Source organism: Thalassospira sp. TSL5-1, from assembly GCF_001907695.1.
In the GTDB taxonomy this organism is placed as follows: Bacteria; Pseudomonadota; Alphaproteobacteria; order Rhodospirillales; family Thalassospiraceae; genus Thalassospira.
Genome location: NZ_KV880640.1, coordinates 249,890 through 262,156, shown reverse-complemented (window position 1 = coordinate 262,156; position 12,267 = coordinate 249,890). Strand labels below are relative to the sequence as shown.

The 12,267-nt window shown below is 53.8% G+C and carries 11 protein-coding genes; 2 read left to right on the top strand and 9 right to left on the bottom strand.

What is annotated here, in order from left to right; translation table 11 throughout:
* Genes LF95_RS19760 through glpD form a run of 5 tightly spaced genes read right to left on the bottom strand, consistent with a single transcriptional unit; the run spans position 1 to position 5,450 of the window.
* Positions 1–804, bottom strand: coding sequence for a carbohydrate ABC transporter permease (locus LF95_RS19760; RefSeq protein WP_073956907.1), 804 nt, complete (start codon positions 802–804; stop codon positions 1–3).
* A 1-nt stretch (position 805) separates the two neighbouring features.
* Positions 806–1,678, bottom strand: a complete 873-nt coding sequence (locus LF95_RS19755) for a carbohydrate ABC transporter permease (RefSeq protein ID WP_073956906.1) — start codon at positions 1,676–1,678, stop codon at positions 806–808.
* Positions 1,679–1,692: 14 nt separating this feature from the next.
* The gene (locus LF95_RS19750) at positions 1,693–2,796 is read right to left on the bottom strand and encodes an ABC transporter ATP-binding protein (RefSeq protein ID WP_073956905.1); all 1,104 of its coding nucleotides are present in this window, start codon (positions 2,794–2,796) and stop codon (positions 1,693–1,695) included.
* Between the two features lie 15 nt (positions 2,797–2,811).
* The gene (locus tag LF95_RS19745; RefSeq protein WP_073956904.1) at positions 2,812–3,912 is read right to left on the bottom strand and encodes an ABC transporter ATP-binding protein; all 1,101 of its coding nucleotides are present in this window, start codon (positions 3,910–3,912) and stop codon (positions 2,812–2,814) included.
* Complete coding sequence (glpD, locus tag LF95_RS19740; RefSeq protein ID WP_073956903.1) at positions 3,909–5,450, bottom strand: glycerol-3-phosphate dehydrogenase; 1,542 nt, start codon at positions 5,448–5,450, stop codon at positions 3,909–3,911. Before glpD ends, LF95_RS19745 begins: the two co-directional genes overlap by 4 nt.
* 143 nt (positions 5,451–5,593) lie before the next feature.
* On the opposite strand from glpD, the gene LF95_RS19735 reads away from it, so the two are divergent.
* Positions 5,594–5,854 carry a hypothetical protein gene (locus LF95_RS19735; protein WP_073956902.1) on the top strand — a complete coding sequence of 87 codons (261 nt, stop codon included), beginning with the start codon at positions 5,594–5,596 and terminating at the stop codon, positions 5,852–5,854.
* A gap of 453 nt (positions 5,855–6,307) precedes the next feature.
* Here the strand turns inward: LF95_RS19735 and LF95_RS19730 are convergent, their stop codons facing one another.
* Positions 6,308–7,660 (bottom strand): MFS transporter, encoded by a 1,353-nt coding sequence (locus LF95_RS19730; RefSeq protein WP_215905710.1) that lies wholly within the window; start codon positions 7,658–7,660, stop codon positions 6,308–6,310.
* A gap of 204 nt (positions 7,661–7,864) precedes the next feature.
* Here LF95_RS19730 and LF95_RS19725 point away from each other — a divergent pair, with 204 nt between their 5' ends.
* A complete protein-coding gene (locus tag LF95_RS19725) occupies positions 7,865–8,710 on the top strand; it encodes a helix-turn-helix transcriptional regulator (protein ID WP_073956901.1) in 846 nt (281 codons plus the stop codon).
* Here LF95_RS19725 and LF95_RS19720 read toward each other — a convergent pair.
* From LF95_RS19720 to LF95_RS19710, 3 genes are read right to left on the bottom strand one after another with little or no spacing between them, the layout of a single operon-like run.
* Complete coding sequence (locus tag LF95_RS19720; protein WP_073956900.1) at positions 8,707–9,012, bottom strand: AtuA-related protein; 306 nt, start codon at positions 9,010–9,012, stop codon at positions 8,707–8,709. The two genes, LF95_RS19725 and LF95_RS19720, sit on opposite strands and share 4 nt — an antisense overlap.
* A 2-nt stretch (positions 9,013–9,014) precedes the next feature.
* A complete protein-coding gene (locus tag LF95_RS19715; protein WP_073956899.1) occupies positions 9,015–10,352 on the bottom strand; it encodes an acyclic terpene utilization AtuA family protein in 1,338 nt (445 codons plus the stop codon).
* A 3-nt stretch (positions 10,353–10,355) separates the two neighbouring features.
* Positions 10,356–12,215, bottom strand: a complete 1,860-nt coding sequence (locus tag LF95_RS19710; RefSeq protein WP_073956898.1) for a TRAP transporter permease — start codon at positions 12,213–12,215, stop codon at positions 10,356–10,358.
* Between the last annotated feature and the right edge of the window lie 52 nt (positions 12,216–12,267).

Below are 12,267 nucleotides of genomic sequence, written 5' to 3'. Positions count from 1 at the left end.
TTAGACCCGGCCCATCGCAAAGCCTTTGGCGATGTAATTGCGGACAAACCAGATAACGAGCGCACCCGGTACGATGGTCAAAACCCCGGCCGCGGCCAACACACCCCAATCCAGGCCCGATGCCGAAACCGTTCGGGTCATGGTCGCCACAATCGGTTTTGCATCAACCGAGGTCAGGGTGCGGGCCAGCAGCAATTCCACCCAGCTAAACATAAAGCAGAAGAATGCCGTCACCCCGATGCCCGAACGGATCAGCGGAATGAAGATGGTGGCAAAGAAACGGGGGAAGGAATAACCGTCGATATAGGCGGTTTCGTCGATTTCCTTGGGAATGCCCGACATGAACCCTTCCAAAATCCACACCGCCAGCGGCACGTTAAACAGGCAGTGCGCCAGGGCCACGGCGATATGCGTATCAAACAGCCCGACCGACGAATAAAGCTGGAAAAACGGCAGCAGGAACACGGCTGGCGGAGCCATACGGTTGGTCAGAAGCCAGAAAAACAGGTGCTTGTCGCCGGTAAAGTTAAACCGCGAAAAGGCGTAAGCGGCGGGCAGGGCGACGGTAAGCGAAATCACCACATTGATCGACACATAGATCATCGAGTTGATATAGCCCGAATACCACGCCGGGTCGGTCAGGATCGTGGCATAGTTCGCCAGCGTCGGATTATCGGGGAACAGGGTCATTGATCCCAGAATTTCGGTATTGGTCTTGATCGACATGTTGAACAGCCAGTAAATCGGCAGTAACAGGAACAGGATATAGACCAAAAGGGCGATGTGACGTTTCTGGAACTTCATTTTATTGTTCTCCCCGCTGTCCGGCGTTCATGACGACGGTATAGAAAACCCAGCAAACCAGCAGAATGATCAGGAAGTAGATCAGCGAGAATGCCGCTGCCGGTCCGATGTCAAACTGGCCGACCGCCATGCGTGTCAGATACTGGCTAAGGAACGTGGTTGCGTTACCCGGGCCGCCACCAGTTAAAACAAAGGGTTCAGTGTAAATCATAAAGCTGTCCATGAAGCGCAGCAGCACACCAATCACCAGAACCGATTGCATTTTGGGCAACTGAATGAAGCGGAAAACCGCCCAGCGTGACGCACCGTCAATTTTTGCCGCCTGATAGTAGGCATCGGGAATGGAGCGCAAACCGGCATAGCACAGCAGCACAATCAGGCTGGTCCAGTGCCACACATCCATCACCAGGACCGTCAGCCATGCCGCGACCGAGCTTTGGGTATAGTTATAGTCAATTCCGATTTTGTTGAGAACATAGCCGCCAAGGCCAATATCGGCCCGGCCGAAAATCTGCCAGATGGTGCCCACCACGTTCCAGGGAATAAGCAGGGGCAAGGCCAGCAGCACCATGCAGGCCGAAACACCCCAGCCCTTGCGCGGCAATGTCAGTGCAATACCAATACCCAACGGAATTTCAATTAACAGCACACTTAACGAATAGCCAATCTGGCGCAGCAGGGCTTCGTGCAGGCGGTAATCGGTCAAAATCCGTTTGAACCATTCGGTGCCGACAAAATAGCGTGTTTGCGGGTCCAAAATATCCTGCACGGAATAGTTCACCACTGTCATCAGCGGAATGATGGCACTGATGGCGACGATAAAGAAAACCGGCAGCACCAGGAACCAGGCCTTGTTATTGGTAATCTTGTTCATTTCCCTGCCTCCCCTTATCCAACCAACTGGCTGTCGGCGTAAATTTTGGTCCATTCCTGCGGGAATTGCAGGAAACCACTTTGTCCGACAATCTGCTGGTCCTCGCCGACTTTGACTTTCAGTTCGGCATTGCCAAAGCGGGTGGTGGCGATTTTGAACTGCCCCAGATCCTCGACCTTGACGATATTAACTGCAATGCTGCCTTCGGGCGCTTCGCCTTCGGTATGCAGGCGGACAAATTCTGGGCGAATGCCCAGTTCGGTTTTACCCGATGATTTGCCCGATGTTTTATCAAGTGCGCTGAGTTGATGATCGCTTAGCGCAATGCGTTGCCCTTCAATCCAGGCGGCACCGTCGTCGATATTGCAGGGCATAATATTCATGCCCGGACTGCCAATGAAATAACCGACAAAGGTATGGGCCGGGTTTTCAAACAGTTCCTGTGGTGTGCCAAGCTGCACCACCTTGCCGCCATACATCACGACAACCTTGTCGGCAAAGGTCAGGGCCTCGATCTGGTCATGGGTGACATAAACCATTGTCGGGCGCAGCTTGTTATGAATTTCCTTGAGCTTGCGGCGCAAAACCCATTTCAGATGCGGGTCAATCACGGTCAGCGGTTCGTCAAACAAAATGGCCGAAACATCATCGCGTACCAGGCCACGGCCCAGTGAAATGGTCTGTTTTTCATCTGCCCCCAGGCCGCGTGCCTTTTGTTTAAGTTTTCCGCTTAAATCCAGCATCTCGGCAATTTCATGCACCCGGGCGTGAACGCGTTTTTCATCCACCCCGCGATTGCGCAGCGGAAAGGCCAGGTTTTCATACACCGTCATGGTGTCGTAAATCACCGGGAACTGAAAAACCTGCGCAATGTTGCGCTGTTCCGGGGCCAGGTTGGTGACATCCTTGCCATCAAACAACACCTTGCCGTGCGACGGGGTCAGCAGGCCGGAAATGATGTTCAAAAGGGTTGTCTTGCCGCAGCCCGACGGGCCCAGCAGGGCATAAGCGCCGCCATCTTCCCAAACATGCTCCATACGGCGCAGGGCGTAATCCTCGTCGCCTTTCGGGTCCGGGAAATAGGAATGGGCAAGGTTATCAAGATCAATACGTGCCATTTTAACTCTCCGGGCTCAGGCAGCCTTGCCATTTGCAATTTCAACAGGGGGCGCTGCCACAAGCCGGTTATTGGCATCAAACACAAACAGGCGCGACGGATCGAGATAGAAAGTTGATGTTTCACCCAGCGTCGGGTTGTGAACGCCTTCTTCCTGAATAACCCAGGAAACATCGCTGAAATGCACGTGAACAAAGGTTTCCGACCCGGTGATTTCGGCCAGTTCGACATGCCCTTGCATGGCAATTGCGGTTGGGCCGGGGTTAACCACCGACAGGTGATTGGCGCGTACACCAATGGTGTAACTGCCATCCTTCAATCCGCCAAGATGCCCCGAAAGGCCCACCTTGTGGCCGCTGGCAAGTTCCAGCGTGCCGTTGCTGACCCTGGCCGGGACAAGGTTAATCGGTGGGTCCGAGAAAATAAGACCGGTTTCAACCGTGGCCGGATTATGGAAAACACTTGTCGTCGGGCCAAACTGGGTCACACGTCCTTCGTGCATGACGGCACATTTCCCACCCAGCAACAGGGCCTCCATCGGTTCGGTCGTGGCATACACCACGATGGTGTCACGCTCTGCCAGCAGATTGGGGATTTCCTCGCGCAGTTCTTCGCGCAATTTGTAATCCAGGTTTACCAGCGGTTCATCCAGCAACAGCAGCGTGCAATCCTTGACCATCGCACGGGCCATTGCGGTGCGTTGCTGCTGCCCGCCCGAAAGTTCCTGCGGTAAACGGTCCAGCAGATGCTCGATATGCATCAATTCGGCGGTCGAGCGCACACGCTTGTCAATTTCCGCCTTCGCGGTGCCCTGCAATTTCAGCGGGGATGCGATATTGTCATAAACAGTCATCGACGGATAATTGATGAATTGCTGATAGACCATCGCGACTTTGCGTTGTTGCACCCTTTGTCCGGTGACATTCGATCCATTGACCAGAATATGGCCGCTGCTGGGCGGTTCCAGGCCGGCCATAATACGCATCAGGGTGGTTTTGCCAGCAAGCGTTCTGCCCAGCAGGACATTGAACGAGCCCGGCTCCAGCGTCATCGACACATCGTCGATATGGGTGACACCTCCCACGGTTTTGGTAATATTTTCAAGTGTCAGGGTCATTTGTCGTCGTTTCCTTCGCCCGACGGGGCGGTTCGGATGGAAGGGGTGGTTTTGTCAAACCAGTCGGCGATGGCAGTTGCCGTGTCCTTTGATACATGCAGGCCGAGCTTCGAGCGTCGCCACAGAACATCGTCCGCGCATCGGGCCCATTCCTGCTCCATCAGGTAGCGCAATTCGTTTTCATAAACATCGTCTCCCAGATGGTCTCCCAGACCGGACATATCCGTTGCCCCGGCAATGATTCGGTTGATCAGTGTGCCGTAATTTCGCACGTAACGGTAGAGCTGCGCGCGTGGAAGCCAGGAAAATCGTTGCTGCGTTGCAGCGAAATAGCTCTCAAAATCTGCATCCGGCATATCCCCGCCCGGCAGGGGGGTGCCGCTGGTCCAGGCCGCCTCGGTGTTGCCCAGAAACGGCGAAAGTTTGCCAAGGGCGGCTTCGGCCAGTTTGCGATAGGTGGTTATTTTTCCACCATAAATATTCAGAAGTGGGGCTTCGTCATTCTGCTGGTCAATTTCCAGAACATAATCGCGGGTCACGGCAGAAGCGTTTTCCTCGCCATTGCCATAAAGCGGACGCACCCCCGAATAGGACCAAACGACGTCTTTGGGGGTAATTTTATGGGCGAAATAGGTGTTGGCCAGATCGCACATATAGGAGACTTCATCGTCACTGATCGCAACCTTGGCAGGATCACCTTTATAATCGCGATCCGTTGTGCCGATCAGGGTGAAATCCTGTTCATAGGGGATGGCAAAGACAATACGGCCATCGGGGTTCTGGAAAATGTAGCAATAATCATGCTCAAAGAGTTTCGGCACAACAATGTGGCTGCCCTGCACCAGGCGAATGCCCTGTTTTTTATGAGCACTGACCCGTTTCTCCAGCAACTCTGCACACCACGGCCCGGCGGCATTGACCAGCGATTTTGCCCGGATCTTGCGTTCGGCACCATTTTGGCGCACGCTAACGATCCATTCCTTGCCGTCGCGTTGAGCAGACAGGCATTCGGTGCCGACGTTAATCTTCGCCCCGCGATCGCGGGCATCCATTGCATTTAAAACCACCAGGCGGGCATCCTGCACCCAGCAATCAGAATAGACAAAGGCCTTGTCCATGCCGGGCGTCAGCGGAACACCGGCCTTGTGGTTGGACAGATGAATGCCTTCAGACCCGGGCAGTTTTTTGCGCCCGCCAAGATGATCATAAAGAAACAGGCCAAGCCGGATCATCCATGCCGGACGCAACCCTTTGACATGGGGCAGCACAAACCTCAGCGGCCAGATGATATGCGGGGCTGCATTCAGCAGGACTTCCCGTTCAATCAGGGCTTCGCGCACCAGGCGGAATTCATAATATTCAAGGTAACGCAAACCACCATGAATAAGTTTTGTACTGGCGGAAGACGTGGCAGAGGCAAGGTCGTTTTTTTCGCACAAAAAGACCTTTAAGCCGCGTCCGGCTGCATCACGGGCAATACCTGCACCATTGATGCCGCCGCCAATGATGGCAACGTCATATGTATCTGAAGTGAGCAACCGCTTCCTCCCTGATTGCCCGATTATTGACAGCTGGTGATAGCTGTCGTTCCTTATTTTCAAAAACGTTACAAACTCGCGAAATTAAACGCAAGCGAAAATGTTTCATTCGCGAAATTTCCGGGTTCCTTCGGGAAGGAAAAATGAGCAAGCTTTTGTTTCTGCTTTATTTTTCAAATTCAAAAAATATGAAATTTGTGATCACCTCGGCCCGGAAATGGCAGTATTTCTGCAAAAAACCGGCAGAACCGTTGGAAAATGAAAATATCGGAAGGCTGCGATTTTACCATTTTGCGGGCACTATGGCCTCTTCTGTTGGGCCGCATATGCGTGTGCAGTCCGCATCTTTATTGTCGTACTGGAGCCGCATTAGTATTTTCAAAAATTTATATTTTTCAAGGTAATGGGTGATTTCTACCGATGTGGCGAGGCGAAAAATTCCTGGCAATTATGCGTGCTGTGGAGGGGCTGATTTCGAGCGGTTAGTTATGCAGGACGGTGCCGCAGCCCGATTCCTGAAACAGTCCATCAGGACGTGATCGCGACTGGCACGTCCGGCGTTGTTGCCAATATTCCCGCGAGAGTGGAAAAGCATGTGCTCGAATGGATGCTTTGTTGGTTGTTCCGCGCCTTGTCGCAATGTTTTTACAGGAAAATTTTCAAAAATTTTCAAAAACGAAATTTATCCTGCGCCCAAGGTGCGTGACGATTTGCTGCGTCACGCACTGTGATGTTTTTAAATATAAACTCCGAATGAGGAAGGCGCTTTGAGCACTACGGTTTGGGGAATGCCTTCGCAAAGGAGGTGGCAAAGGTGCATTTGACCGTTTTGAGCACGACGTGATCTCCTTGCACTCTTATGATTGCTGCCTTGCCGGGCGCGGTTTTTTCCACAGCACAACTCCCGCAGCGATGATCGGCAGGCAAACCAGCCAGCCCGCCGCACCAGCAAAAGCCAGTGCATGGTCAAATGAAGGTAATAGTCCGGCATAAACGACCCCGCCAGACGCGGTTCCGATGGCAAAACAGCCCTGCTGAACTGTGCTGACGGCGACGCTGGCTTCACCGGCATGGTGTTTTTCAACATGGCTAAGGGCGATACGATAAGCCGATGTCAGCATAAACGCATTGCCCAACCCAACAAGGCCGGATACCGCAATAATATGCCCGAAATTAAGCGATAGTCCGAAAAAGCGGATCAACGTCGCGGTCAGAAGAATGCCCGAGATCGTCAGGCCGGCACCAAGGACAAAGGTGCCGTGATCGGACAGTCGTTCTCTTAAGCGTTTGCTTGCCAGGGAACCGATAAAGAACATAAGCCCCAATCCAATGAAACTGTCACCCGATTGTTGCGGCGAAAAACCAAGCGCGCTTTGAAGGCAAAACGCTGTAATGAAAATATAACCCGCATATGAGAATGTGACCGCAGCTTCGGCAAGAAAGCCGATCAGGACCATTGGCCGGCGCAACAGCGACGGCGGAAGAAGGGGCTTTCCCCCTGTTGCCTCCTGCCTGGTTTCAATCCACCAAAAGGCAATGCCAATGGGGGGCAAAGCTATGATGAACCAGCGTGTCGCGGGCCAGTCTGAGCCAAGCGAAACCGGCAATAGCAAACAAAGCAGAAACAGGGCAAAAAGTAATACTCCCCAGGCATCGGTGCGGGAGGCAACATTGCTGCGGGTGTCAGGAATGGAAATGACGCCAAGAACCAGAATAATGGCGCAAACCGGCAAATTGATGAAGAACCCCAACCGCCAGCCCAGCCCAAAAAGATCAGCCGAAACCAGCCAGCCACCCACCACCTGTCCGATCACGACGGAAAGACCGGCAATAGCTGTATAGATGCCAACAGCACGACTATGTTCGGGGCCATGTAATGTTGCATGAATCGTCGCCAGGATTTGTGGCATCAAGATTGCCCCAAAAACACCCTGAAGAAACCGCCCGACCAGCATTGTTACCAGATTGGTCGCCAGCCCGCAGATCATGGAGACGATGCAAAAACCAACGATCCCGATCAGAAACAGTCGTTTACGACCATAACGGTCACCAAGACGCCCGCCTGTCCCCAGCAGAGCGGCAAAGCTAAGACCATAACAGGCAACCACCAGCACCAGTCCATTGGCATTTGTACCCAGGCTAGCGCCAATCCGTTCGAGTGCAACATTGACGATGGAAAAGTCAAGCTGTGTCAGAAGCTGACCAGTCACCAGAGCAAAAAGCCCTGGTGAAGATAGGGTTACCGGGGGCGGCGACACTGTGGGGAAAGTCTTTGGCATTTTGATAACTGGTTGTTGTGTCATTTATGATTTCCATTACGGTATCTCGTCATGGAATGTGCTATACGCATCTGGTCAGACACGTACAAGAAACTGATTAGACACGTATAATTGGTATCAGGCTGGAAATCAGAGATGATGCAGGATGCACAAAAACAGATCGGGGCCTTTCTGCGCAGCAAGCGCGAGGCCCTCGCGCCGGAGCTTTATGGGCTATCGAGACCTTCAAGAGCACGAACGCCTGGTTTAAGGCGCGAGGATGTGGCGGAGATGGCAGGCATCAGTACGGTCTGGTATAGCAAGATCGAGCGTGGAAAGGCTGGGGGAATTTCGCGAGAGGCGCTGAACTCGCTGGCAAATGCGCTGCAGTTTGACGAAACCGAGCGACACTATGTTATGGCGCTGGCAGGTATTGAGGCCTCCACTTCATTGCCGGGGCCATGTGTTCGTGTGAGCCAGGATACAACCAGACTTTTAGTAAAGCTAAACCCGCTACCTGCCATTCTGATTAACGATTATTTTGACATTCTCGCAACCAACGCTGCCTATGATGTGATGTGCGGTGTTGTTTTGGGCAATCTTCCACGGGAAGATTGCAATTATGTCGGGTTGATATTGACCAATCCTGCTTGGCGTCGGTTTCTTCAGCTAATAGATGATCGTATGGTAGAAGAACGTGTGGCCCGGCTGGTCGGTACTTTGCGCGGTATGAGTGCCGGACGTCCCGGCGATACGACGCTGGAAAAACGAATTGCCTGGCTGCGCGAACTGTCGCCAATTTTTGCCCGCTGTTGGGAACGCAAGAATGTTGCTCGACGGGAAGAAGCACTTTTTTCCTTTACCCATGCAACCCTTGGGCCTATCACGCTTAAAAAGCAAATCTGGCTCAATTGTAGCGGTGAAACGTCCGGCCAGCTTAATGTTTATCATCCGCAAAATGAAAATGATTATAATCATCTGGCCAAAGCGGTAGCGTCTTAATCAGGGATTTCGATTTCCAGCATGGCAGAAGCCAGGCATTTGCCATGCGCATCAAGGGCGAGGGACCGGGTAACACCCCCGCCCAGAGCATTGTGCAAAACAAAGTTCAAGGCCCCTAATTGGGGCAATTCGTACCGTTCTACTGCGCCATTGGCGATGCCTGTGAGGCAGTGTTTAACATGCGCTGGTGTCAAAAGATCGGCCAGCAGAGCAAAATCGCGCCGATCATAGGCAATAACCGAAATATTGGAAATGTTGCCCTTGTCGCCTGTGCGACAATGCGCAATCTGGTGAAGCCGCATGTTCACACCTTTAACATTGTGATTGTGGGGGAGGGTACTGTTTCGTCGATCAGGCCGGAAACAATCGCAATAATCTGCCGTGCCGATTGTGTCACACCGCCCCCTGCTGCCGGTCCGTTTAAATACAGGCTTTCAACCTCCTCGCCGATGCGTTTGGCATCTGCCAGGGTTGCCGTGCGTGCGATGAAGCGGGCACGTATCTCGGGAATATGTGACGTATCACCGTTATAGTGTCCCAAAATCGCGTCAAGCCCAATCAGATCGCCGCGTGTTTCAAGGCAGTTGACCCCGGTCATTTTCAGGCGTTGCGCCACAATATCCAGTGCCAGGCGGCCCCGGGACACACAGCTAGAACCAGCATAGGAAATTTGTCCTTCGCCAACAAATGAGTCCACATATCCGACCGACACCTTGAGCTTCCCGGTCCGGGCATGACCATCCCCGCCCGAAACAAAAACCCTGTCCGGGCCGTCCTGCGTCATGGTAACACGGGAAAAATCGGCAATCACATCGGGTTGCAAATAGGCTGCCGGGTCATGAACCTCATAGAGCAATTGTTCGCTGCAGGTGGCAACCGAAACAAGGCCACCGGTGCCCGGTATTTTGGTAATAATGGCGTTGCCATCTTCGGAGACTTCAGCCAGTGGAAAGCCAAGATTGGCAATATCGGGCACATCCTTGATGCCGGGATCGGCGTAATAACCGCCCGTGATTTGCCCGCCGCATTCCAGCAAATGGCCGACCAGTGTGCCCCGGCCCATTTTTTGCCAGTCATTCATCGCCCAGCCAAATTCATGAATAAGCGGTGCTAAAAACATGGCCGGATCAGCCACCCGCCCGGTCAATACAATATCCGCTCCATCGGCCAGCGCCTGCACAATTGGCCCCGCCCCCAGATACGCATTGGCGGAAATAACCGGCTTGTCAAAGGCAGCCAGACTTTGGCCGGTTTCCATCAGTTCAAACTGGTCCGAGTTGATGCGATCATGCACATCATCGCCGCATATAATGGCAATGCGTAGGCCCTTAAGGCCCAGTTCCCGGGCAATTTCCAGGGTCCGTTTGCCAGCCATTTCCGGGTTGGCGGCACCCATATTGGAAATGATGCGGGTTTTATTTTGATAGCATATTGGCAAGACCGCCCGCATCCGCCGTTCCAGCAAGGGGTCAAAGCCGGTTTCGGGGTTTTGCATTTTTGCCTGTTGGGCCAAGGCAATGGTGCGTTCGGCCAGGCACTCAAAAACCAGATAGTCAAGGTTGCCATGCCGGGCGAGGTCAGTGGCGGGTTCAATGCGGTCCCCGGCAAAACCGGCACCGGTGCCGATACGAAGGGTTCTCATGGATCAGACCTCCGCTACCGGTCTGGAGTTGCGCGACCAGTAATAACACCCGGCCAGCAGGGCAACGGCAATAATCGGGGCAAGCATGAAAGACCAGATCGCAAGCGCGATGCAGCCCATCAATATCGCCCGGTCCAGCCAGATGGCACCCAAAAGCCGCTGCCCGCCCAAAAGGGCCGGAATGGCAAAGACCAGCACCAGCCCGGACAGGCAGGCATTGATGATTTCAATGGCACCTCCACGCCCCGTCATGCCAGGATAGAGCAGCAGCATAAACGGCACGATATAGGTGACAGCCCCCAGACGCACCGCTTCGCCTGCCGCAGGCAACCAGTTGGTTTTGGCAATGCCGGCACCGACAAAAACCGCAACACACACCGGTGGTGTGATGACGGAAATGGTGGCGAAATAGAAAACGAAAAGATGCGCGGTTAACGGATCAACCCCCACATTGGTCATGGCCGGGGCCAGCACGGCGGCGACCAGCACATAGGCCGCTGTCGTCGGCAGGCCCATGCCCATGATCAGGCAGACACAGGCCACAATCAGCGCCACCAGAATGACGGAATTTCCCGCAAGGGCAACAATCAGCGAACTTAACGTTACGCCAATGCCGGTCATATTGATCATGGAGACCAAAATTTGCGCCCCGGCCAGCAAAACACCAATAATCACCATGCCTTTACCCGCATCGGCGATGCCTTCAATTACGCGCTTTGCCATTTCGGCCGGGGTGAGCTTGCCAAGGGACGTGAAAACAAACGCAATCAACAGGCCGACAATGCCGTAAAAGGCGGATGTCGCAACCGAACGGCCCATGAAAATGCCAATGCCCAAGCCGCCCAGCGCGGCAAGAATGGGCAAAACACGGCGCCATTGCAAAATACGGGACCATGCTGGCAATTCGTCGTCGGGAACCAGACGCAGGCCCCTGCGCACCGAAATAATGTGAACCGTGACAAAAACGGATAGGTAAAATAACAGTGCTGGAATGATGGCCGCCACCATCACATCGACATAGGACACCCCCAGAATTTCAGCCATGACAAAGGCCGCCGCCCCCATAATGGGGGGTGCGATTTGCCCGCCGGTGGAGGCAACGGCCTCAACCGCAGCAGCAAAGGGGGCCGGGTAGCCCAGGCGTTTCATCATCGGGATGGTGAAATTGCCCGTGGTGGCAACATTGGCAACGGCGGAACCGGAAATCATGCCAAACAGACCACTGGCGATGGTGGCAATTTTGGCCGCACCGCCGGGCTGGCGACCGCCAATGCGCATCGCAAGGTCCATAAAACTTTGCCCGCCGCCGGTATGGAGCAATAATGCACCGAACAGCACGAAGGCGGCAATCACCGTGGCGGCTACCCCGGTTAACATGCCCCAAATGCCAAGATCGCCCAAAAACAGGGTTTCGGTGACAAAGGCACTGTCAAAGCCACGATGACCCAAAATACCCGGCAGGTTTTGCCCAAACAGGGCATAGGCCAGACCAATAACCACCAGCATCGGAAAGATGATGCCCACGGCGCGGCGGCCAACCTCCAAAATGGCAATAACCAGGCAGGTGGTCAGCACCATATCCTGCGGGGTGGCCCAGGGCAGGGTGGTCATGATGGTATCGTAGTTGATAACAATATAGGTGCAGGCGGTGATCGTTACGGCAGCCAGTGCCAGGTCCACCACGATCCCGGAAATCCGCCATTTTGTATCCTTGCCCAGCGGATAAATCGCCAGACCAAGGCAAACAACCAGGGCAAGGAAAATCGCACGCTGAATAAGGCTTTCAAACGGGCCGGATGCAGCCGTATAGAAGACAAATGCCCCGACAAGGATTGCAAGCCCGTTTTGCACACGCATCAGCATGGCGAATTTCCTCCCGGTGAATAACGTTTTTTATTGTTGTGTGGGATGTTGC

Excerpts from the sequence above, each read along its gene's own strand:
- LF95_RS19745 (WP_073956904.1), bottom strand. The coding sequence starts at position 3,912 with ATGACCCTGACACTTGAAAATATTACCAAAACCGTGGGAGGTGTCACC.
- LF95_RS19710 (WP_073956898.1), bottom strand. The coding sequence starts at position 12,215 with ATGCTGATGCGTGTGCAAAACGGGCTTGCAATCCTTGTCGGGGCATTT.
- LF95_RS19715 (WP_073956899.1), bottom strand. The coding sequence starts at position 10,352 with ATGAGAACCCTTCGTATCGGCACCGGTGCCGGTTTTGCCGGGGACCGC.
- LF95_RS19760 (WP_073956907.1), bottom strand. The coding sequence starts at position 804 with ATGAAGTTCCAGAAACGTCACATCGCCCTTTTGGTCTATATCCTGTTC.
- LF95_RS19750 (WP_073956905.1), bottom strand. The coding sequence starts at position 2,796 with ATGGCACGTATTGATCTTGATAACCTTGCCCATTCCTATTTCCCGGAC.
- LF95_RS19755 (WP_073956906.1), bottom strand. The coding sequence starts at position 1,678 with ATGAACAAGATTACCAATAACAAGGCCTGGTTCCTGGTGCTGCCGGTT.
- LF95_RS19725 (WP_073956901.1), top strand. The coding sequence starts at position 7,865 with ATGATGCAGGATGCACAAAAACAGATCGGGGCCTTTCTGCGCAGCAAG.
- LF95_RS19720 (WP_073956900.1), bottom strand. The coding sequence starts at position 9,012 with ATGCGGCTTCACCAGATTGCGCATTGTCGCACAGGCGACAAGGGCAAC.
- LF95_RS19735 (WP_073956902.1), top strand. The coding sequence starts at position 5,594 with ATGAGCAAGCTTTTGTTTCTGCTTTATTTTTCAAATTCAAAAAATATG.